A 20,625-nucleotide genomic window follows, 5' to 3' on the forward strand; every position below is an offset into this window, starting at 1 on the left:
GGGGTGGCGTGGCCGGGCTCGCGGGCCCCTTCGCATGAGAGCCCAGCCGGGCTCTCATGCGAGCGGGGAGGGTCCGGTCACATCTGGCCGGGCCGTCCGGGCCGGCCGTGGAACCCGCCGGCCCCGGCCGGGGCCGCGGCCCGCACCGCCGAGGTGCCCAGCCCCGTGGGCAGGAAGGACAGGACCGGCGGCGCGCCGGAGGCCCGGCTGCGCCGGAGCTCGGCCTCGGTGTAGCGCGCGCACCTGCGGTGCCATTCCAGGATCCCCGACATCCACTCCTTGAGGTCGTCGGCGTGGCGGGTCAGGAGCGTGCGGACCGGCCCGTCGAGGTCGAAATCCTCGAACAGCGCGGGCAGGCCGTTGGCGACGATGTGCTCGAACTGCCGCATCCGCGCCGCCATCAGGTCGGCCACGATGTCGCGGGCCTTCCAGCGGTCCACGTTCAGGAAGTTCTCCACCACCAGGACGAGGTTGTGGACCTCGCCCTCGAACTCGATCTCCTTCTGGTAGGAGAACAGGTCGTTGGTGAAGGTGGCGTAGTCCTGGGCCGCGGTGTCCAGCTCGCGCATGGTCCGGGTCTCGTAGAGGCCGGCCGGGACCACGTCCGAGTGCGCGAGCCGGGCCAGGCTCATCGTCATGTCCGAGCCGAACGTCCTGCGGCGCATCTCGATGTAGTCGACCGGGTCGGGGACGCGGTTCTGGGCCTGGTTGGCCAGCTCCCACAGCCAGCTGGAGGTCATGGCCTCGACCGCCCCGCGGAACTGCCGCCGGGCGGCCGGGGTCATCGGCCCCGCGGTGCGCCGCCACAGGTCCGCCAGGCCCCGCTCGATCGGGCCGACCGGCTCCGGGACGGGCTCGCCGTCCAGCGGCATGAACGCCGACAGCCGGTCGTTGCAGAGCTTCGCGGCCACGAGGTCGCGGCCCGTCCCGAACACCGCGGGGAAGTAGTCGTCGCCGTAGGTCCCCCAGGCCAGCCAGTCCGACGACAGGTTGAGCTGTTCGGGGCTCGCGTCGGCGTGGATCATCGCGGCGCAGTGCGCGAAGTCGAAGCCGGCGAAGCGCCGCTCGTCCCACAGCCCGCCGTGCCCGGTCCCCGGGACCGGGTCGAACATGCCCATCCGCCGCGCCCAGCCGACCGCGTAGCGCCGCGCGGCGTCCAGATGGGGGCTGGTGCGGACCGGGTAGGGCATGTAGAGGTCGGGCAGCGGCAGATGCCCCACCGGCTGGAACGGGACGTAGGAGTGCTGCTGGACCCTCCGCCGCAGGCCCAGCGCCGCGGGGGAGGGCAGTGGCCGGACGGCGGAGGTGCCCAGGCCGGTCGGGCCTCCCAGCACGCCGGGGGAGCCCGAGACGGCGCCGTCGTTCATGTAGCGGCTGGACCGGGCGTGCCACTCGTGCCCGCCGGACTGCCAGTCCTGCAGGCCCTTGACGTAGGCGGCCACCCCGCCCTGCTCGTGCGGGGGCACGGCGTGCTCGGCCAGCAGGGCCGGGACCTCGATCAGCGCCGTGTTCTCGAACTGCTGCAGCCGGGAGGTCAGCAGGTCGTTGACCATCTCGGCGGCCTCCTGTGTCGAGCAGCCGAAGAACCGCTCGAAGACCAGCACCGCGTTGGAGTTCTCGCCCTCCTCCTGCACCTCGCGCTGGTAGGAGAACAGGTCGTTGCGCAGGTGCACCGCGTCGGAGAAGGTGTCCGACAGGACCCCCATCGGCCTCGTCCCGGCGAGACCGTCGGGGATCTCCGCGCCGACGGCGTATTCGACGAGGTTCGCCGACCAGGGCGCCCCGCCGACCCTCCGCCGCATCTGCACGTATTCGATCGGGTTGGCGATCCGGCCGCGGTCGATGTTGTCCAGCTCCCACATCGACTCCACCATCAGGTTGTGCGTGCTGGTGATGAAGCGCCGCCGCCACCCGTGTGACATCGCCGGCACCGTGCGCTCCCACAGGTCCCGCAGCCCCGCCTCGGCCGGGTTCTCCGGCTCCGGCGGCGTCTGGCCCTCCGCGGTCATGAACAGTTCGAGGCGGTCGAGATAGGCCTGCGCCCCCGGGAGGTCGCGGGAGTGCTTGAACTCCTCCAGGAAGTGGTCGTCGAAGAAGAACACCCAGACGTACCAGTCGGTGATCAGGTCCAGGGCGGGGCCGTCGCAGTCGGGGTGGGTGTAGGCGCACATGAGCGCGTAGTCCATCCTGGCCAGCGCCTCCTCGTCCCAGACGACGCCGCCGCCGGGTTTGGGGGCGTCGAGCATGCCCATCCGCCGGGCCCAGGCCATGCTGTGCTCGCGGGCGCGCTCCAGGTGGGGGTTGAGCCTGGCCGGGTAAGGCATGTAGAAGTCGGGCAGCGTGAAAGCCTGCATGAACGTGCCTACTCTCTCTCGGGCCGACTGGCGCGCTTCACCAAAGGTGATGGCATCGACACTTAAAGTAGTGTGTCGCGGTGCCCGGCCGGAAGGTGTCTCCCGAACGTCTCCCTCCGCCGCGGGCTCAGCCCGGCGGCCCGGCCGGCGCGGTGCCGCCGGCGGGGCGCGCCGAGGGACGGGCGGGTACGGCGGAGCGGGCGTAGGCGGTGGGGGACATGCCGACGACCGAGGTGAAGTCACGGGTGAGATGGGCCTGGTCGCTGTAGCCGAGCTCGGCCGCCAGACGGGACCAGTCGGTGGCGGCGCTCGCGCGCTCGGCGGCCTCATGGATGCGGTAGCGGCGGATCACCCACTTCGGGGAGACGCCGACGTAGTCGCTGAACAGCCGCTGCAGGGTCCGCACGGTCAGGCCGTGCCGGGCGGCCAGGTCGTCGACGCGGGTGATCCCGGGGCTGTCCACGATCCCGGCGACCATGGCGCCCACCCGTTCGGCGACGGGATCGCGGGGCGGCAGCCGTGCCAGGAGGAAGGCGTCCAGCAGCGCCACGGCCCCGGCGTCGGAGGCGGCGAGCACAGCCGGCGCGGTCGCCTCCGCCGCGGGGCCGAAGACCTCCGAGACGGGTGGGAAGCGGTCGGTGAGCGTGGAGACCGGGGCGCCGAGGAAGGGGCGGAAGCCGCCGGGGCGGAAGCGGGTGGCGGCCACGACGCCGGTGCCGGCCAAAGTCTCCAGATAGTCGCCCGTGATCACTCCGGCGACCCGGGAGCCGCGCTCCTGGAAGACGAGGTTGACCGACGGATGCGACACGACCCGCTGCTCGTACGGTTCCGTCAGGTCCCAGCGGATGATCCAGTGGTGCTCGACGAAGGGGGCGAGCGAGGGATGGCAGGCGTGGCGCCCGTAGCCGAAGCGGGCCGCGCCCGCGTTGAGGATGCCCCGGGTGTCGCCGGCGGGGGTCACCGCGGGGCCGGGAGGGGCGGAGCCGGCCGCGCCTCCGGCGGCGCGCGGTGCCGTACCCGGGATCCCGGCTCCCGGGCGTCCGGGAGCCGGCCCACGATGCACGCGCATGCTCAGGGATCATATGTCGTGTTTTTTCAAGACGGCCGGGGGCCCGCGGGAGACCATGGCCGTCATGAACGAACTGCTTTCACGCGCCGTCACCCGCACCGCGGCCGTCGTCGGCGGGATCCGGGAGGACCAGCTGGACCTGCCCACCCCGTGCACCGAATTCGACGTGCGTGCCCTGGTCGGTCACATGTCGTGGGTGGCGGTGATGTTCGAGGCGCTGGCGCGCAAGGAGCAGGCGCCGCCCGAGGACGCCGACCACACCTCCTTCGGCAGCCGCGCCGCGGGGATGGTCGCCGCCTGGTCGCGGCCGGAGTCCTTCGAGGGGACCAGCCCCACGATGGGGATGCCCATGACCACCGTCTACCAGATGGGCCTGGGCGACATGGTGATCCACGGCTGGGACCTGGCCAGGGCCACCGGGCAGGACTACGAGGTGGACGCGGAGACCGCGGAGGCCGTGGCCGCCTTCGTCGAGCGGATGGCCCCGCAGGCCCGGCAGGCGGGGATCTTCGGTGAGCCGCCGGCCGTGCCGCGGGACGCCCCGCCGTTGGAGCGGGCACTGGCGTTCAGCGGCCGCGACCCGCGCTGGAAGCCCTGATCACGGGCCGGGAACGGTTTGCGCTCGCTTGGGTGAAGTGTCCGGCCCCCTGGCGGGGCGGGTCGTCGTAGGGGATGACACGCATCCTACGGAGGCGACATGAATCCGCGCACGTTCGCCATTGCCCTCGTCGTGATCGCCCTGCTGCTCGCCGCCGCCTGCGGCGGATCGGGGAGCAGCGGCAAGCCCGCGACCATACCGAACAGCGGCTCCGGACCGGCCGTGCCGTCCCTGGCGCAGGACCGGGACGCCGCGGCCGCCGAGGAGCGGGACACCACCGCCGACCAGATCTCCACCTTCGCCCTCGACGTGGACACCGCCTCCTACGGCTATGCCAGGCGGACCCTCCAGGAGGGCAGGCTGCCCGAACCGGACCGGATCCGCCCCGAGGAGTTCGTCAACTCCTTCCGGCAGGACTACCGGGAGCCCGGCGGCGACGGCTTCACCGTGCACATGGACGGCGCCCGCATGTCGGAGAACGGCGCCGCGCTGGTCCGGGTCGGCCTGCAGACCCGCGGGGCGGACCCGGAGGCGCGGCGCCCGGCCAACCTGACCTTCGTGGTGGACGTGTCCGGCTCGATGGGCGAGCCCGGCCGGCTCGACCTGGTCCGCGAGGCCCTGCACAAGCTCGTCGACCAGCTCGGGCCGGGGGACCAGGTCTCCATCGTGACCTTCAGCGGCCAGGCGCGGCTCGTCGTCCCCATGACGCCCGCGACCGGGACGGAGCAGCTGCACGCGGCGGTGGATCGCCTCGCCGTACAGGATTCGACGAACCTGGAGGCGGGGCTGACCAGCGGCTACGCCGAAGCCGCCCGCACCTTCCGGCCGGTGGCCACCAACCGGGTCATCCTGCTGTCCGACGGGCTGGCAAACACCGGTGACACGAGCTGGCAGGGCATCCTCGACCGGGTGGAGGAGTCCGCCGGCCGGCAGATCACCCTGCTCTGCGTCGGAGTCGGCCGTGACTACGGCGACCAGCTGATGGAGCAGCTCGCCGACAACGGCGACGGCGCGGCGGTCTACGTCAGCTCGGTCGACGGCGCGCGCAAGGTGTTCGTCGAGCAGCTCGCCACCAACCTCGACCTCCGGGCCCGCGACGCCAAGGCGCAGGTCGTGTTCAACCCCTCGACCGTGGAGTCCTACCACCTGATCGGCTACGAGAACCGCCGGATCGCCGCCGAGGACTTCCGCGACGACACCAAGGACGGCGGCGAGATCGGCCCGGGCCACTCGGTGACCGCCCTGTACGAGGTACGGCTGCGCAGCGGCGCCTCCGGCCAGCTGGCCATGGCCACGGTGCGCTGGCAGGACCCCGACACCCGGGGCCCCGGCGAGACCAGCCGCTCCCTGGAGTCGGCCGACCTGTCCCCCTCGGTCTGGCGCGGGACCTCGCCGAGGTTCCAGGTGGACGTGGTGGCGGCGGCCTTCGCCGAATACCTTCGGACCCGCGAGTGGACCGCCGGGGTGGGGGCCGGGGAACTCGCCGAGCACGCCGCGCGGCTGGCCTCCTCCACCGAGGACGCCGCGGTGTCCGAGCTCGCCGGACTGATCGGCCGGGCCACGTCGCTGGGCTGACGCCCGCCGCCCCGGGCGGCCCGGGACCGGGCCGGGCCGCCGCTCGGCGTCCCGGCCCACCAATCCGGGCCGCCGCCTTCCCCGGAGGCAGGGCGGTTGCGCCGCGTCCGCCGCGCGCGGACGGTTTCTGAGTGGTCCCCGATGTCCTATACACTGGCGTGGTGCCGCTGGGGCGAGAGACCGGCGACACGAAACCTGAGGGGCTATGGCGCAGCTGGTAGCGCGCCTCCATGGCATGGAGGAGGTCTGGGGTTCGAATCCCCATAGCTCCACAGCGGGCCGTTCCTGAGACGGCTGGCAGTTGGTTGACGAGATCCCGTCCGATCACCTCGATCGGGCGGGATCTCGTCGTTCTCCGGGTCGGCGTGACCGCCGGTGGCCTCGTCCAAGGTAAGCCTGACCACCGGAACATCCTTGAGCGTGCCATCCCGCTCGGGGACGGAGTCCTGCTGGAGGAAGGCGGCAAGGCTGGAGTTCCGGTCGGGCCCGCTCACCGAACAGCTCGTACAGTACGTCGCTCTCATAGTGGACGGCAGGAAGACGTTCTCCACACGCGTATGCCGCGTGCATGATGCCTCCGTGAGACCTGAAGACGGAGACGCGATTCTCAGGAACTACTTCGCCCCCTGGATCCAGGAACTCGGGCTGGCCGTGGAGGAGGTCGGCGAGCGCCATGCGATCGTGCGCCTGCCGTGGTCGGACTCGCTGGCCAGGGAGGGCGGCGGGCTGTGCGGCCAGGCCATGATGGCCGCCGCCGACACCGCCACCGTGGTGGCCATCTCCGCAGCCCGCGGCGGGTTCGTGCCGATGACGACGGTGCAGCAGTCGACGACGTTCCAGCGGCCGGTCATGGGCAAGGACGTGCTGCTCCACGTCTGGATCACCAAGCTGGGCCGCACGCTGGCCTTCTGCGACGTCACCATGATCCCCGACGGCGCCACCGAGCCCTCGGCCCACGCCACCACCGTCTATGCCATCCTCGCCTGACGCGCTATGAGAGGCGGCCGGCGGCGACGGCGGACTCCAGCCCGACGAGCACGCCGTCCTCGTCCTGGTAACGACGGGGAGAAGGAACTGCTGCCCGTCGCCGAGCACACCGCCGGGGCCTCCCGGCTCGGCGGAGACGGCCCTCACCGGACGCGCCTGACCCACCGGTCCGGCGCTCGGCGCTAATGCCCGCAAGTAGAGTCTCGTGCCCCGGAGTCGGCGGGGTGGGTCGATGAGGGCCGCGCCGCAGGGGGGTTGGCGCCTTGCGGCTGCTCCCGGCCGCCTCCGGGCGGCACGGAGTCCTTGCTGCGGATGAGCGCGAAAGCCAGGATGCCGCCGACGACGGCCATCATGCCGCCGGCGAGCAGCAGGTCGTTGAGAGACGACGCGAAGCCCGCCCCCGCCGCCTCCCAGAGCCGGCCGCGGTCTTGCAGTGCCGCTGAGCCGATCACCTGGCCGGGATCGCCGCGATGTACGGCGTCCGCGAGTCGGTCGGTGTAGCCGCGCAGTTCCGGAGTGGAGCCGAGCCGCTCCTTCAGGCCGGAATACAGCGACGACGAGAACATCGAGCCGTACAGGGCGATGCCGACGGCGATGCCGACCTGCCGGAAGGTCTGGTTCACACCGGAGGCCATGCCGGAGCGGTGGGCCGGTACGACGCCCACCGCGGTCGAGGCCAGTGGCGGGTTGACCATGCCGCTGCCGATGCCCGCGACGACGAATCCGGGGACGAGGTGCGTCCACTCCGATCCGGCGTCCAGTCCCGTCATCAGCAACAGGCCGACGCCCACCAGGATGAGGCCCGGACCGATGAGCCACCTGGCCGGGACGTGGCTCGACAGCCGGCCCGCCACTGTCGCGGCGACGGTCGAGCAGGCCGAGACGACGAGCAGCCGGGCGCCGGCGCCCAGGGGGCTGTGGCCGAGGGCGTTCTGGAGGTACAGCACGAGGTACAGGAACATCGCGAACAGCGAGGCGTTCATGGCGAACGCGGCGATCGAACCGCCGAGGAACGTCGGAGTCCGCAGCAGCGACAGGTCGAACATCGGCTCGGACACCTTCGCCTCGACCGCGAGGAACGCGGCCAGGAACACCGCCGCCAGGACGGAGCAGATCACGACCCCGCGGTCGCTCCACGCCGTCTCGCCCGCCCTGATCAGCGCGTACACGAGGCTGAAGAGCCCGGCGGTCAGCGTGCTGACCCCCGGCCAGTCGATCCGGGAAGCGTACGGCGAGCGCGACTCGTCCACCCGGCGCACGGCGGCGGCGATCGCGGCGACACCTATCGGCAGATTGACCAGGAAGATGCCGCGCCAGCTGATCCAGGTCGTGATCGCGCCCCCGAGGATCGGGCCGAGGGCGGTGGCCACGCCGGCCACGGCGCCCCACACGCCGAAGGCGATGCCGCGTTCGCGGCCCTGGAACGTGGTGGCGATCAGCGCCGGCGACGTGGCGAACATGACCGCGCCGCCGACCCCCTGGACCGCCCGGGAGGCGATCAGCGTCAGCGGGTCCTGCGCGACGCCGCACAGCAGCGAGCCGGCCGTGAAGACCGTCAGGCCGATGAGGAACAGCAGCCGCCTGCCGAACCGGTCGGCGAGGGACCCCGAGGTGAGCAGGAGCGCCGCGAGGGTCAGCGCGTAAGCGTCAGTCACCCACTGCAGGTCGCCGAAGCTCGCGTCCAACGCGTGCTGCATGTCCGGAAGCGCGACGACGACGATCGTGATGTCGAGCAGCAGCATGAACGTCGCGGCGCACGCCACCACCAGCGTCCACCACTTGCGTGCCATGGTCCAGATCCTCCTTGCTGCGCGGTTCGTCGCGCTGGGAACGGAGACGAGGGGCCTCGTCCCTAGGATCCTTGATTTCTAGGATGCTAGCATTATGGCCATGGCCGCCGAGGAGGTAAAGCAGTTCAACGTCTACCTGCCGCTGACTCTCATCAGGCAGGTGAAGCACCACGCCATCGAAGCCGAGATGTCGCTCTCGGCCCTCGTGGCCGAGGCGTTGCGCACCTATCTGTCGGCCCATGAGGACGGGCCGCCCCCAGGAAAAAAGGAGACATGACATGGCTACCGAGGGCATCGAAGGCGTCTATCTGGAGACCCACAACTGGGGGAAGAGCGCCAAGTTCCTGCAGGCGCTGGGCTTCGACGTGGAGTTCGCGACCGACCACGGTTCGGGCCTGTTCCGGCGCGGGGACGGCCCCTACCTGCTCCTCGCCGAAGTCCCCGAGGAACAGCGGCCCGACACCCAGGTCGTGCTGCGGGTCGCGGACGCCGAGGCGTTCCCGGCCGACCCGTCCTTCGACGTGGTCACGCCGTTCGAGGAAACCCACTACGGGACCAAGCGGCTGACGTTGCGTGACCCCGACGGGCGCCTGTGGAGTGTCGAGGCGCCGGCGAAGGAATGATGTCCGGTCGGGCGTGCCCTGTTCTCACCTGAACAGGGCGGGCCACCCTCGCCTGAGTGTCTCCTCACGCCGGGCGTATGAGCCGGTTCTCGTAGGCGAAGACCACGGCCTGCACCCGGTCGCGCAGCTCCAGCTTCAGCAGGATCCGGCCCAGATGCGTCTTCACCGTGGCCTCCGCGAGGTGCAGTCCGGCGGCGATCTCGGTGTTGGACAGGCCACGGGCCACCTCGACGAGCACCTCCCGCTCGCGGGGGGTGAGCCGTCGCAGCCGCTCGTCGCTCGCCGGGGCGCCGCCGGTGGGGAGCTGGTGGGCGAAGTTCTCCAGCAGGCGGCGGGTGATCCGCGGGGAGACCACGGCGTCGCCCGCGGCGACGCTCCGGATCGCCGCGAGCAGCTCCTCGGGCAGGGCGTTTTTGAGGAGGAAACCGGACGCGCCGGCCTTGAGCCCGGCGAAGGCGTATTCGTCGAGGTCGAAGGTGGTGAGGATGAGGACCCGGGTCTGCCGGCCGTTCCGGGTGATCCGGCGGGTCGCCTCGATCCCGTCGACACCGGGCATGCGCACGTCCATCAGGACGACATCGGGCCGCAGGCGCTGTGCGAGGCGTACGGCTTCGGCGCCGTCCCCGGCCTCACCGACCGGCTCCATGTCCGGCTGGGCCCGCAGGACCATGGTGAACGCCATGCGGAGCAGCGGCTCGTCGTCGACGAGCAGGACGCGGATCGTCATGCGGCGCCCTCCCCGGCCGTGCCGGCGCCGGTCATGCCGAGGTCGAGGCGTGCCGAGACCCGCCAGCCGCCGCCCGGGAGCGGGCCGGCCTCCAGGGTCCCGCCGTACGCGGCCGCGCGCTCGCGCATGCCGGGGACGCCCTGCCCGGACGGCGGGACGACGGCTCGCGTGGCGCGGCCGTCGTCGGTGACCTCGACGGTGACGGTCCGGGGCGCGCAGCGCACCCGAACCTCGGCGCGAGTGCCGGACGGCGTGTGCTTGAGGGAGTTGGTCAAGGACTCCTGGACCAGGCGGTAGACGGTGAGCTGCGCGGCGGCGGGGACGGAGGCGGGATCGCCTTCCACATGGAGGCGGACCGGCAGCCCGGCCGCGCGCGTCTGCTCGGCGAGGGACTCCAGTTGCGCGATGCCGGGCATCGGATGGCGCAGCGCGTCCGGTTCGTCGGCCCGCAGGACGCCCAGGGAGCGCCGCATGTCGGTGAGAGCCTGCCGCCCGGTGCCGGAGATCTGGCGCATGGCGGCGGTCGCCTGGTCGGGTGAACCGTGCTGCGCGAAGACCGCGCCGTCGGCGAGCGCCACCATGACCGACAGGTTGTGGGTGACGACGTCGTGCATCTCACGGGCGATGCGGGCCCGTTCGTCCGCCACCGCGAGCCTGGCCCGCTGGTCGCGTTCGCGCTCCAGGCGGACCGCGCGGTCCTCCAGGGACGCGAGGTAGGCGCGCCGGATCCGTGTGTTCACACCCGTGACGGCGGCGGCGACGGCCACGGCGGTCAGGAAGACGGCCGAGTTGAGGAACGCGCCGTCGGGTGCCGCCCAGCGCGCGGAGGCCAGCAGGATGCCGGTTCCGAGGACGGCTCCGGCCATGAGCGTGTGGCGCCAGGCGGAGCGCGCGGCCACCGTGTACAGGGCGACCAGCAGCGCCACGTCGGTCAGCAGCTGGACGCCGATGAGCCACTGGACGGACGCCACGGCGGCCACCGCGCAGAACACCGTCAGGGGCGCGCGCCGCCGCCACACCAGGGGCAGCGACAGGGCCGCCTGGAGGATCAGGGTCCCCGGGGGGTCCTGGTAGACCTTGCTGTTGAGGCCGGCGGTCACGGAGAAGAGCCCGAGCGCCAGCACCGCGTCGAACGCCACGGGCGGGAGCCGGGCACCTACCCGCTGCAGGGACCGTACCGGCCGCGCCGCCTCCGTCACGGCCACCGCGCCACCGGTCATCACACGTCCTGTCGTTTCCGTATCCTCGCGATCCTCGCGGCCGGGGCCGCCGCCGCGTACGGGCAGGGACGGCGAGCCCGGTCCATGGCGCCACCATAGTGGGCTCCCGCCGGAGGACGACAAGCGCGCGCCCGGCGTCCCGGGCGGGGCGCAAGGCCCCGGAGCGGCCGGCCGGCACGCCCGGCGGAGCATGGGTCTCCTCCCGCGCGGGAGGTCCGCCGACCCCGCACCGGAGGTCCCCGGACCGGCCGGATCGGCCGGCCCGCGTCAGCCTGGAGTCGTACACGGATCTCCCGGACGAGGCGTCCGGCGCGGCCCCGCCCCGGAGGAACCGCTGGTCAGAGGCGGGATCGTCGGCAGCCCCACGGGGCGGCGCGGAGGCCGCGCGCAGGCTCGGGAAACCCGACCGGGGGCTGACGCGCCGGGCCGGCCGCGCGGCTTAACTTCGTACCCCGTGATGGCGCGACCCGTGATCCACCGGGCCGTTCAGGGCGCCGGGGAGCCGCCCGCGCGCCGTGGCCGGTCGTGCCCGAGAAATCGTGGCCGGTCGTGCCCGAGACAGTGTGCGGACAATGTGCAGGAGGAGAATCCGATGCGTGGACGAAGGACGGCCGTGGCCGTGGCCGGGGCCGTGGTGGCGGCGCTGACGGGCACCGTGACCGGTGTGCCGCCGGCCGCCGGAGCGGCCCGGGCAGACGCCGGCGGCCGTGCCCCGGACGCCGGGCCGGCCCGTTTCCAGCAGCAGGAGATCGCCTGGCACCGCTGCCAGAGCGGCCCGGACGACACCGTCGGCAAGGAGCTGGACGACGCGAAGGCGCAGTGTGCCGAGGTCACCGTGCCGCTGGACTACAGCGACCCGGGCGGGCGGACCATCAAGGTCGCGCTGTCCCGGCTGAGAGCCACCGACCCCGGGCGCCGGCGGGGATCCCTGTTCTACAACCCCGGCGGCCCCGGAGTCCCCGCGATGTATCTCACCCTCCAGGTCAAGCAGGCCGGGCCCGCGGTCGCGGCCCGCTACGACCTGATCGGGATGGACCCTCGCTTCGTCGGGCGCAGCACCCCCCTGAACTGCGGGTGGCCCACCGTCAGCATCGGCTCCGCCGGACCGGACCGGCGCGCCTTCGACCGGAGCGCGGCCCTGGCCAAGGACCTGGCGTCCCGCTGCGCCGTTCACCGGGATGTGCTGCCCCACGCCTCCACCCGCAACACCGCCCGGGACATGGACGTGATCCGGGCCGCCCTCGGCGAGTCGAAACTGTCCTATCTCGGCTCGTCGTACGGCACCTACCTGGGCGAGGTCTACCTGCAGCTGTTCCCCCGCCGCGCCGACCGGGTGGTGCTCGACAGCGCCCTGAACCCCGATCTGTTCGGTCCCGACCTGACAAGCACGACGGGGCCGGCCGTGACCGCGGTCCTGGAGAACTGGGCGGCCTGGGCGGCCCGCCACCACGGCCGCTACCGCCTGGGCGCCACCACCGCCCAGGTCCTGGCCACCGTGGACCGGATCGGCCAGGCTGTCACCCGCGGCCCGCTGCGGGTCGGCGACCACCAGGTCGACAGCCGCGTGCTGCCCCAGCTCCTGTGGAACGTCACCGCCGGGGACAGCGACGAGGCGTACGGGAGCTTCGCCGCTGACGTCCGTGTCCTGAGCGAGGCCGCCCGCGGCGTCAAGGTCACCCCCACCCCGGTCCTGGAACAGGTCCTGACCGGTCTGTCCTCCCCGGACGCGGACGGTTCGGCCAGCGTCCAGACCGCGATCTCCTGCGCGGACCGGGCGGCGTCCCGCGACCCTGACACCTACTACCGCGACATTCAGGCCCACCGTGCCGACGAGCCGCTGTTCGGCCCGTTGACCCGCAACCTCACCCCTTGCTCGTTCTGGCCGGTCGCCCCCGCCGAACCTCCCACCCGGGTCCGTAACGACGTCCCGGTGCTGATGGTGGGCGCCGACGGCGACCCGGCGGCCACCTACCCCGGCCAGCAGGCCGCGCACCGGGCCCTGACGGGCTCCCGCCTGGTCACCCTGCGCGGCGCCTTCCGCCACACCGTGTACGGGGGACTCTTCGCCCCCCGGAACGCCTGCGTCGACAGCGCCGTCAACCGCTATCTGGTCGACGGCGTCCTGCCAGCCAAGGACACCACCTGCTCCGCCGCCCCGGCCGCCGGCCGGCGCTGACACGCCTCGGAGCCCTCGGACGCGGCCGCCCAGGACTCAGCCGAGCCCGTAGTCGAGGTGGAAGGAGTGGGCGCCGTCATCGTTGACGATCTGGCCCCCGCCGCTGATGCCGAGGAGCTCGCCGGTGCCCGAATCGGGGAGGACCGTCCAGCTCAGGGATGACTCCCCGGCGTGGCTGGTGGCGGTGTGGTGGAGCACGAAGGTGCCCTTGCGTCCGTGCACGGTGCCGGTGAAACGTTCGAAGCCGGCATAGGCCGCCGACTCCTCGACCTGGGCCGTCGCGGTGATGATGTCGGTGGTGCTGGTGCCCACCAGATCGCCGTCGAAGGTCTTGGTCAGGTGGACGTGGGAGAGCGCGGCGCCCTCGGCCTCGTCGTAGGGCCGCGCGTCCCAGCTGTCGATGGTGAAGGTGCCGTTGGCACGGGGCATGGGGGCTCTCCTCGGTGTCGGGGTGATGCTCCCATCGTCGCGCCCGTACCTGTCACCTGGCGTCAGGTACGGGCCACAGGCCGGGTACGGGCCGCAGGTTGGGTGTGAGCCGGCAGGCCGGGTACGGGCCCCCAGACGCCGCGGGCCGTGCGGGAGGGGATCCCGCACGGCCCGCTCCATCCGGTCAGCGCGCGGTGACCTCGGCGAAGTGGCAGGCCACGGGGTGGCCGTTGCCGCGGTCGACGAGCGGGGGCTCCTCGGTGGCGCAGATGTCCTGGGCCTTCCAGCAGCGGGTGCGGAAGCGGCAGCCGCTCGGCGGGTCCAGGGGGCTCGGCACGTCTCCGGTGAGGATGACGCGCTCCCTGGCGCGCTCCTCCTTCGGGTTGGCCATGGGGGCGGCCGACAGGAGCGCCTGGGTGTAGGGGTGGGCGGGACGGTCGTAGAGGTCGTCCCGGGGGCCGGTCTCGATGACCTTGCCCAGATACATCACCGCGACCCGGTCGGAGATGTGGCGGACCACCGACAGGTCGTGCGCGATGAAGATGTAGGCCAGTCCCAGTGACTCCTGCAGGTCCTCCAGCAGGTTCACCACGCCCGCCTGGACCGACACGTCCAGCGCGGAGACCGGCTCGTCGAGCACCAGCAGCTTCGGCTCCAGGGCCAGCGCCCTGGCGATGCCGACCCGCTGGCGCTGGCCGCCGGAGAACTCGTGCGGGTAGCGGTTGCCGTGCTCGGGGCTGAGGCCGACCAGTTGCAGCAGCTCGGCCACCCGCTCCGGCCCGCCGTCCTTCCAGCGCTCGTGGACCTTCAGCGGCTCGGCGATGATGTCGTTGACCGGCATCTTCGGGTTGAGCGAGGCGTAGGGGTCCTGGAAGACGATCTGCATGTCGCGCCGTACGGGCTGCAGCTGCTTGGACGACAGCGTGGTGAGCTCCTGGCCCTGGAAGCGCACCGAGCCCGAGGTGGGCTTGTGCAGCTGCAGGATCGCCCGGCCGGTCGTCGACTTGCCGCAGCCGGACTCACCCACCACGCCGAGGGTCTCGCCCTCGTCCACATGCATGGAGACCCCGCTGACGGCCTGGACATGGGCCACCACCCGGCGCAGGAAACCACCGCCCCGGACGGGGAAGTTCATCACCAGGTCGTTGACCTCCAGCAGGTGGGCGCCGCCGGCGGGCTCGCGCTCCGGGGCGGGCGTCTCCTCGGTCTTCACACTCATGCCAGAGTCTCGCTCTCGGTGCGGAAGAACACGGTCGGGTCCTCGACCGCGGCCAGCCGGTCCCAGTGGTGGCAGGCCGCGAAGTGCCCGCCGCTGTCGGTCTCGGCCAGCTCCGGCTCGGCCGTCCTGCACTTGTCGTCGGCCAGCGGGCAGCGCGGCGAGAAGGGACAGCCGGTCGGCAGGTTGATCAGTGACGGGGGAGTGCCCTTGATCGGGCGGAGCCGGCTGCCGGAGTTCTCCAGGGACGGGATCGAGCCGAGCAGGCCGGCCGTGTACGGCATGCGGGGCTCTTCGAACACCGGGTCGGTGTCGCCGACCTCGACCGGGCGCCCGGCGTACATGACCAGCACCCGGTGGGCCATGCCCGCGATGACGCCCAGGTCGTGCGTGATGAGCACGATCGCGGCGTTGACCGCGTCCTTGACCTCCAGGAGCTTCTCCAGGATCTGCGCCTGGACGGTCACGTCGAGGGCCGTGGTCGGCTCGTCGGCGATGATGATGTCGGGGTTGTTGATGACCGCCATGGCGATCATCGCACGCTGGCGCATGCCGCCGGAGAACTCGTGCGGGTAGCTGCGCAGCCGGGCCTCGGCCTGCGGGATGCCGACGAGGTCGAGCATCTCCTTGGCGCGGGCCAGCGCCGTCTTGCGCGGCATCAGCTCATGCGCGAGCACCGCCTCGGCGAGCTGGTCGCCGACCGTGTGCACCGGGTTCAGCGCGGTCATCGGGTCCTGGAAGACCATCGCGATCTTCCGGCCGCGCAGGCTCCGCTGCTTGCGGGCCGACATCTTCAGCATGTCCTCGCCGCGGAAGAGGATCTGCCCCTTGACCCGGGCGCTCTTGGGCAGCAGGCCCATGACCGCCAGCGAGGAGACCGACTTGCCGGAGCCCGACTCGCCGACGATGCCCAGCACCTCGCGCTCGCGCAGGCTGTAGGAGACTCCCCGGACCGCGCGGACGAGGCCGTCCTCGGTGGGGAACTCCACCGTCAGGTCGTCGACCCGGAGGATCTCCTCCTCCGACGGAGGCCGTACGGCGTCGAGGTTGAGACCGACGTGCACCTCGCCGGCGGCGTCGAGCACGTTGGGGGCGATGTCATAGGTGTGCACGTCGCCCTTGCGGGGCTCGATCGGCACGTTAGGAGTCGTCATTAGGCACGCACCCGGGTCTGTCGGGGGTCGAAGGCGTCACGCAGGCCGTCGCCGATGAAGTTGATCGACAGCGCGATCGTGATGATGAACACGCCGGGCCACCAGAACAGCCACGGGCGGACCACCATCGCGCTGCGGTAGCGGCTGATCAGCTGGCCCAGCGAGGTGTCCGGCGCCTGGATGCCGAGGCCCAGGAAGGACAGCGCCGACTCCAGCAGCACCGCGCTGGCGATGCCCAGGGTGGCACTGACGATGATCACACCGATGGTGTTGGGCAGGATGTGGCGGAAGATGATCCGGCTCGGCCGCGTGCCGATCGCGCGGGCGGCCTCCACGAACTCCTTCTCCCGCAGGGAGAGGAACTCGCCGCGGACCAGCCGGCCCAGCGTCGGCCAGGTCACCAGGCCCAGGAAGAGTCCGAGGACGACGGCCCCGCTGTCACCCATCATCCGGCCGACCACGGCGGCGATGATGAGGACCGGAATGGTGATCATCACGTCGGTGAGGCGCATCAGCACCGCCTCGATCCGGCCCCGGAAGTAGCCGGCCAGCGCGCCGACGATGGTGCCGCTGAGGGTCGCGACGATACCGACGATGAACGCGATGATGATCGACTGCTGGGCGCCGCGCATGGTGAGCGCGAAGTAGTCGATGCCGATGTCGTCCTGGCCGAACGGGTGCTCGCCGAGGTGGATGCCGGTGCCGCCGAGGAACTCGGGGATCAGGCTGAGGGTCGGCCTGCCCTGGTTGGTCAGCGCGCCGGTGTCGAGGTAGTTCTTGTCCCACCAGCCGGGGATGCCGGCGAAGCCGATGGAGCTGAACGCCAGGATGATGACGAGGCCGAACATGATCATCCCGACCAGCGCGGCGCGGTGCCGGAAGAAGCGGCGGCGGACCATCTGGCCCTGCGTCCGGGCGACGATCGCCATGCCCTGCGAATCGGATGCGGTGTCAGGTCCCGTGGCCTGCGCATTGAGCGTCATGGGTGGTTCTCCGATTTCAGGACAGCCGGATGCGCGGGTCGAGGTACGCGTAGAGGATGTCGGCGATCATGTTGAAGACGACGATCGCGGTCCCGGTGACGATGAAGAACGCCATGACCGGGGCGGGGTCCACCTCCCGCAGGCCGTTGATGAACAGGTTGCCCATGCCCTGCCAGCCGAAGACGTTCTCGGTGACCACCGCGCCGCCGATGACGCCGGCGAAGTCGAAGGCCATCAGGGTGGTGACCGGGATGAGCCCGTTGCGGAAGGCGTGCTTGACCACGACGGTCCGCTCCGGCAGGCCCTTGGCGCGGGCCGTGCGGACGTAGTCCTGGTTCATGACCTCCAGCATGCTCGCCCGGCTGTAGCGCGTGTAGGTGGCCAGGGAGATCAGGATGAGCGCCAGGCTCGGCAGCAGCAGGTGGCCGGCCGAGTCCAGGTTCAGCTGCCAGAAGTCGCCCTTGAAGTTGGGGGTCCGTGCGCCGATCGTCGAGATCGGGCGGCCGCGCACCACCTTGCTGTAGGAGTCGAACGCCTGGAGCATGTGGTCCACGAAGATCACGGCGCCGGTGAACAGGCCGGTCAGCACGGCGGCGGTGGTCGCCTGCCGGCGCTGGATCCCGCCGAGGCCGTAGCCGAGGCCGACGCAGACCGCGACCGTCAGCAGGGCGAGACCGATGATCTCCAGCCAGGTCGGGTCGACCAGCAGCGGGTCGAGCACCTGTGAGGCCAGCGCGCCGATCAGGGCGGCGGCGAGGGCGGCGTACAGCGGTCCGCGCTGGCGCAGCCCGGCGGACAGGACGGTGAAGCCCACCGCGGCGGCGGCCGACATGGCCAGGACGAGCGGGAGGCCGAAGCCGGGGTCGGCGAACCAGCGGGTCACCGAGAGCAGGGTGAACAGCGCACCGCTGATCACGGCGCCGATGAGGAAGGCGAGGAGCCGCCGCTTGCGGTCGCCCACGGTGAGCGCGCCGAATATCAGGCCGCCGACCAGCGCCAGGAGGCCGATGACGGTCGGCGGGATGCCGGGGTCCTTCAGCCAGTTGTTGAACTCGATGGCCATGTACTGCTTGAGCATCACCGCGACCCAGAAGAGCGGCAGGGAGAAGCAGACGAAGGCGGCGAAGGTGACGGTGTAGTCGAAGCCGCTGTACTGGCGGAGGGCGGAGACGATGCCGACGACGATGCCGACGACGATCGCCAGCACGGTGGCGGCGAGCACGAGCTGGAGGGTGGCCGACAGGGCGTGGCCGAGAAGGGGGGCGACGTCCTGGCCGTCGCGGTTGACGCCGAGCTCGCCCCGGACGATGCGGCCGAGCCAGCCCAGGTAGCGGAGCGGGATCGGGGTGTTGAGCTCCATCCGCTCGGTGCGGTCGGCGATCTTGTTTGCCTTGTTGGGGCTGTTGTCCTGGCGGAGGTCTTCCAACGGGTCGCCCGAGAGCGCCGTCAGCACGAAGATGATGAAGGTGGCCGCCAGGAGGACGAAGAACGAGATGACCAGTCTCCGCGCGATGAAGACGATCATTACGTCACCTCCTGCTCATTCGAAGGGACTATATGTGCGGGTCAGGGCCGGAACCAGAGGTTTGTGATTCTCTGGTCCCGGCCCTGGGTGGTTGGTGTTCCATCAACCGCACGCGACGGTCAGGGAACGGGCCCTAGAACGAGGGGGTTACGACAGGCTCCACTTGTCCATGTTCCAGGTGATGGTCGACTGCGCGGGGTTCGGGACGACGTTCTGAACCGCCTCGTCCCACGCGCTGAGGCCCGGGTGCTGGAACAGCGGGATCGTGGCCAGGTCGGCCCAGAGGTTCTTCTCGATCTCAGCGATGATCGGGTCCTGCGCGGCCAGGTCGACGGTCGCGTTCAGCTTCGTGATGAGCTCGTCGACCTTCTTGCTGGAGTAGCAGCCGTTGTTGTTGCCCTTGTTCTCGCCGTCGCACTTCTTCGGCGTGGTGAAGGTGGAGGCCCAGCCGCTGACCAGGGAGGAGCCCGCCCAGGCGTACAGCGCCACGTCGTAGCCGTTGGCCGGCATCACGGTGCCGAAGAAGTCCTCGGAGCCCTTGTCGACGACCTTGAAACCGGCCTTGTTGCAGGAGTCGATGATGAGCTGCACGGCCGCGGTGCGGCGCGGGTTCGGGGTCTGGTAGCCGACCTTGACCTCGAGGCCGGTCTTGCCCGCCTTCTCCAGGAGCGCCTTGGCGCCCTCGATGTCCTGCTGGGCGTAGACGCCGGCGCCGCCGCTGGCAGAGATGACCGCGGCGCTGTTGGCCTGGAACGGGGCGACGTTGCGGATCTCCAGAGGCTTGGCCTCCGGCGCGACGGGCTTGATCAGGTTGTCGACGATGAGCTGCCGGGGCACGCACTTGGCGAAGGCCTCACGCAGCGCCTTGTCCTTGAACGGGCTGGAGTCGAAGTTGAAGTCGAGGTGCTCGTAGGTGTATTCGTCGCTGAGGTTGACCTTGACGCCTTCGATGGCCTTGAGCTGGTTGAGCACGTCGGGGCCGGGCTGCGGCTCGACGATCTGGACCTCACGGTTCTGCAGCGCCTGGGCCTGCTCGTCCAGGGCGATGAAACGCTCCACGACGGTCGGGGTGGCCGCCGGGGTGCCCCACCACTTGTCGTTGGCGACGAAGGTCAGCGACTGACCGGCGTCCATCTTGGAGAGCTTGTACGGGCCCGAGGAGGGGATCAGGTCGGCCGCGGGCAGCGTGCCCTCGGAGACCCAGCCGTCGTTGAAGAACTTGATGGACTTCTCGAGCTTCTTGGCGTCGGTGTCCTTGACCGCCGCGATGAACTCGTCCTCGGACAGGCCGCCCTGCTTGGCGACCACGTGGGCCGGCAGGATCTCGGTCGCGCCGGGGCCGTTGGCCACCCAGTCGGCGAAGGGCTTGTCGTAGATGAGGGAGAACTTCTTGCCGCCCTTGTCGCACTCGGGCAGCTTGGTGTCCTGGACGCCCTCGTTGCCGGAGGAGGAGAAGCCCTTGATCTTGCCGGACTTGAAGCCCCACCAGAGCATGACGTCGTCGCAGTCGATCGGCACGCCGTCCGACCAGACGGCCTTGTCGCTGATGGTGTATTCGACGGTCAGCGGGTCGTCGGAGGTCTTCTCGTAGGTGCCGAAGTCCTTGTCGGGCGTGATGGCGCCCTTGTCACCGTAGATCCAGAAGCCCGTCAGCACGCGCTGGAGGGGGCCCGCGTTGCGGGTGGCGTTCTCCGCGACGGTGTTGTTGTTGTAGGAGTGGAACTCCTGCTCGTAGGCATAGGTGATGGTCTGGGCCGCCGGAGCCGAGGCTGACGCCGAGCCCGGCGAGGTCGGCGAGCTCGTCCCGGCGTCGTTACCCGCGCAGGCGGTCAGCAGGAGCGCACCTCCCGCCACAGCAGCTAGAAACTTGCCAGATGTCCGCGATTGGAACACGCCAGCACTCCTTTAATTGTCCGGTCTGAGGTCAGCCGCCAGCATTGGTCGAACAAAGCTGAGCACCGTGACTCTCTCCTGGACAAGTAGGACGACTTGGGTGTTGCAGACCTGAGACCGGCACCGCCCCAAGCTGTAACAAAGTCGGGCGTGAAGCGCCAAACTTCCCAATTGGGGCGGATAGGGAAAAACGTAACGTTTGACCGAATAGTCCCAGTATGTGAGATAACAGAGAGTAGCCGGAGCGAGTTCCGCGTTAAGGATCTCCGATGTTCGAAAGGCGGGGCAAGCAGTTCGGAAACTTCC

17 protein-coding genes and 1 tRNA gene are annotated in these 20,625 nt (G+C 71.0%); 7 read left to right on the forward strand and 11 right to left on the reverse strand.

All coding sequences use genetic code 11. The annotated features are described in order from the left end of the window. Positions 1-77: 77 nt before the first annotated feature. Both J2S55_RS27285 and J2S55_RS27290 read right to left on the reverse strand, forming a co-directional pair. Positions 78-2,354 (reverse strand): family 2 encapsulin nanocompartment cargo protein terpene cyclase, encoded by a 2,277-nt coding sequence (locus tag J2S55_RS27285; protein ID WP_306866554.1) that lies wholly within the window; start codon positions 2,352-2,354, stop codon positions 78-80. A 127-nt stretch (positions 2,355-2,481) separates the two neighbouring features. After that, the gene (locus tag J2S55_RS27290) at positions 2,482-3,423 is read right to left on the reverse strand and encodes a helix-turn-helix domain-containing protein (protein WP_306866557.1); all 942 of its coding nucleotides are present in this window, start codon (positions 3,421-3,423) and stop codon (positions 2,482-2,484) included. Between the two features lie 64 nt (positions 3,424-3,487). Here J2S55_RS27290 and J2S55_RS27295 point away from each other — a divergent pair, with 64 nt between their 5' ends. From J2S55_RS27295 to J2S55_RS27310, 4 genes are all read left to right on the forward strand, one after another. Then, positions 3,488-4,021 carry a TIGR03086 family metal-binding protein gene (locus J2S55_RS27295; protein ID WP_306866559.1) on the forward strand — a complete coding sequence of 178 codons (534 nt, stop codon included), beginning with the start codon at positions 3,488-3,490 and terminating at the stop codon, positions 4,019-4,021. A gap of 99 nt (positions 4,022-4,120) precedes the next feature. Then, positions 4,121-5,596: a vWA domain-containing protein gene (locus J2S55_RS27300; protein ID WP_306866562.1), complete on the forward strand. Its 1,476-nt coding sequence runs from the start codon at positions 4,121-4,123 to the stop codon at positions 5,594-5,596. Positions 5,597-5,795: 199 nt separating this feature from the next. Continuing rightward, positions 5,796-5,868 (forward strand) — tRNA-Ala (locus tag J2S55_RS27305). A gap of 307 nt (positions 5,869-6,175) precedes the next feature. Further along, complete coding sequence (locus J2S55_RS27310) at positions 6,176-6,583, forward strand: PaaI family thioesterase (protein ID WP_306866564.1); 408 nt, start codon at positions 6,176-6,178, stop codon at positions 6,581-6,583. A gap of 182 nt (positions 6,584-6,765) precedes the next feature. Here J2S55_RS27310 and J2S55_RS27315 read toward each other — a convergent pair whose 3' ends face one another. Next, complete coding sequence (locus J2S55_RS27315) at positions 6,766-8,373, reverse strand: MFS transporter (protein ID WP_306866568.1); 1,608 nt, start codon at positions 8,371-8,373, stop codon at positions 6,766-6,768. Positions 8,374-8,473: 100 nt separating this feature from the next. Between J2S55_RS27315 and J2S55_RS27320 the strand changes: the two genes are divergently transcribed. Both J2S55_RS27320 and J2S55_RS27325 read left to right on the forward strand, forming a co-directional pair. Then, positions 8,474-8,650: a ribbon-helix-helix protein, CopG family gene (locus tag J2S55_RS27320; protein WP_306866571.1), complete on the forward strand. Its 177-nt coding sequence runs from the start codon at positions 8,474-8,476 to the stop codon at positions 8,648-8,650. A gap of 1 nt (position 8,651) precedes the next feature. Continuing rightward, the gene (locus J2S55_RS27325) at positions 8,652-8,996 is read left to right on the forward strand and encodes a VOC family protein (RefSeq protein WP_306866574.1); all 345 of its coding nucleotides are present in this window, start codon (positions 8,652-8,654) and stop codon (positions 8,994-8,996) included. Positions 8,997-9,060: 64 nt separating this feature from the next. Here the strand turns inward: J2S55_RS27325 and J2S55_RS27330 are convergent, their stop codons facing one another. Both J2S55_RS27330 and J2S55_RS27335 read right to left on the reverse strand, forming a co-directional pair. Further along, positions 9,061-9,723 (reverse strand): response regulator, encoded by a 663-nt coding sequence (locus tag J2S55_RS27330; protein ID WP_306866581.1) that lies wholly within the window; start codon positions 9,721-9,723, stop codon positions 9,061-9,063. Next, positions 9,720-10,943 (reverse strand): sensor histidine kinase, encoded by a 1,224-nt coding sequence (locus J2S55_RS27335; RefSeq protein WP_306866584.1) that lies wholly within the window; start codon positions 10,941-10,943, stop codon positions 9,720-9,722. Before J2S55_RS27335 ends, J2S55_RS27330 begins: the two co-directional genes overlap by 4 nt. A gap of 592 nt (positions 10,944-11,535) precedes the next feature. Between J2S55_RS27335 and J2S55_RS27340 the strand changes: the two genes are divergently transcribed. After that, positions 11,536-13,119 carry an alpha/beta hydrolase gene (locus J2S55_RS27340; protein ID WP_306866587.1) on the forward strand — a complete coding sequence of 528 codons (1,584 nt, stop codon included), beginning with the start codon at positions 11,536-11,538 and terminating at the stop codon, positions 13,117-13,119. A gap of 36 nt (positions 13,120-13,155) precedes the next feature. Here J2S55_RS27340 and J2S55_RS27345 read toward each other — a convergent pair whose 3' ends face one another. The 6 genes from J2S55_RS27345 to J2S55_RS27370 form a co-directional block, all read right to left on the reverse strand. After that, positions 13,156-13,548 (reverse strand): DUF3224 domain-containing protein, encoded by a 393-nt coding sequence (locus J2S55_RS27345; RefSeq protein ID WP_306866589.1) that lies wholly within the window; start codon positions 13,546-13,548, stop codon positions 13,156-13,158. 184 nt (positions 13,549-13,732) lie between these two features. Further along, complete coding sequence (locus tag J2S55_RS27350) at positions 13,733-14,767, reverse strand: ABC transporter ATP-binding protein (protein ID WP_306866591.1); 1,035 nt, start codon at positions 14,765-14,767, stop codon at positions 13,733-13,735. Then, positions 14,764-15,918, reverse strand: coding sequence for an ABC transporter ATP-binding protein (locus J2S55_RS27355; RefSeq protein WP_306866593.1), 1,155 nt, complete (start codon positions 15,916-15,918; stop codon positions 14,764-14,766). The genes J2S55_RS27350 and J2S55_RS27355 overlap by 4 nt, the downstream gene beginning before the upstream one ends. Beyond that, on the reverse strand, positions 15,918-16,901 hold the full coding sequence (locus J2S55_RS27360) for an ABC transporter permease (protein ID WP_306866597.1): 984 nt from the start codon (positions 16,899-16,901) through the stop codon (positions 15,918-15,920). The genes J2S55_RS27355 and J2S55_RS27360 overlap by 1 nt, the downstream gene beginning before the upstream one ends. Before the next feature lie 16 nt (positions 16,902-16,917). Further along, positions 16,918-18,426 (reverse strand): ABC transporter permease, encoded by a 1,509-nt coding sequence (locus J2S55_RS27365; RefSeq protein ID WP_306866600.1) that lies wholly within the window; start codon positions 18,424-18,426, stop codon positions 16,918-16,920. A 147-nt stretch (positions 18,427-18,573) separates the two neighbouring features. Next, entirely contained in the window at positions 18,574-20,319 is a 1,746-nt protein-coding gene (locus J2S55_RS27370) for an ABC transporter family substrate-binding protein (protein WP_306866603.1), read from the reverse strand. Between the last annotated feature and the right edge of the window lie 306 nt (positions 20,320-20,625).

It is taken from the genome of Streptosporangium brasiliense, assembly GCF_030811595.1.
In the GTDB taxonomy this organism is placed as follows: domain Bacteria; phylum Actinomycetota; class Actinomycetes; order Streptosporangiales; family Streptosporangiaceae; genus Streptosporangium; species Streptosporangium brasiliense.

Coding starts and splice junctions, on each gene's coding strand:
- J2S55_RS27320 (WP_306866571.1), top strand. CDS start 8,474: ATGGCCGCCGAGGAGGTAAAGCAGTTCAACGTCTACCTGCCGCTGACT.
- J2S55_RS27295 (WP_306866559.1), top strand. CDS start 3,488: ATGAACGAACTGCTTTCACGCGCCGTCACCCGCACCGCGGCCGTCGTC.
- J2S55_RS27290 (WP_306866557.1), bottom strand. CDS start 3,423: ATGCGCGTGCATCGTGGGCCGGCTCCCGGACGCCCGGGAGCCGGGATC.
- J2S55_RS27345 (WP_306866589.1), bottom strand. CDS start 13,548: ATGCCCCGTGCCAACGGCACCTTCACCATCGACAGCTGGGACGCGCGG.
- J2S55_RS27340 (WP_306866587.1), top strand. CDS start 11,536: ATGCGTGGACGAAGGACGGCCGTGGCCGTGGCCGGGGCCGTGGTGGCG.
- J2S55_RS27330 (WP_306866581.1), bottom strand. CDS start 9,723: ATGACGATCCGCGTCCTGCTCGTCGACGACGAGCCGCTGCTCCGCATG.
- J2S55_RS27335 (WP_306866584.1), bottom strand. CDS start 10,943: ATGACCGGTGGCGCGGTGGCCGTGACGGAGGCGGCGCGGCCGGTACGG.
- J2S55_RS27360 (WP_306866597.1), bottom strand. CDS start 16,901: ATGACGCTCAATGCGCAGGCCACGGGACCTGACACCGCATCCGATTCG.
- J2S55_RS27300 (WP_306866562.1), top strand. CDS start 4,121: ATGAATCCGCGCACGTTCGCCATTGCCCTCGTCGTGATCGCCCTGCTG.
- J2S55_RS27350 (WP_306866591.1), bottom strand. CDS start 14,767: ATGAGTGTGAAGACCGAGGAGACGCCCGCCCCGGAGCGCGAGCCCGCC.
- J2S55_RS27355 (WP_306866593.1), bottom strand. CDS start 15,918: ATGACGACTCCTAACGTGCCGATCGAGCCCCGCAAGGGCGACGTGCAC.
- J2S55_RS27325 (WP_306866574.1), top strand. CDS start 8,652: ATGGCTACCGAGGGCATCGAAGGCGTCTATCTGGAGACCCACAACTGG.
- J2S55_RS27315 (WP_306866568.1), bottom strand. CDS start 8,373: ATGGCACGCAAGTGGTGGACGCTGGTGGTGGCGTGCGCCGCGACGTTC.
- J2S55_RS27285 (WP_306866554.1), bottom strand. CDS start 2,354: ATGCAGGCTTTCACGCTGCCCGACTTCTACATGCCTTACCCGGCCAGG.
- J2S55_RS27365 (WP_306866600.1), bottom strand. CDS start 18,426: ATGATCGTCTTCATCGCGCGGAGACTGGTCATCTCGTTCTTCGTCCTC.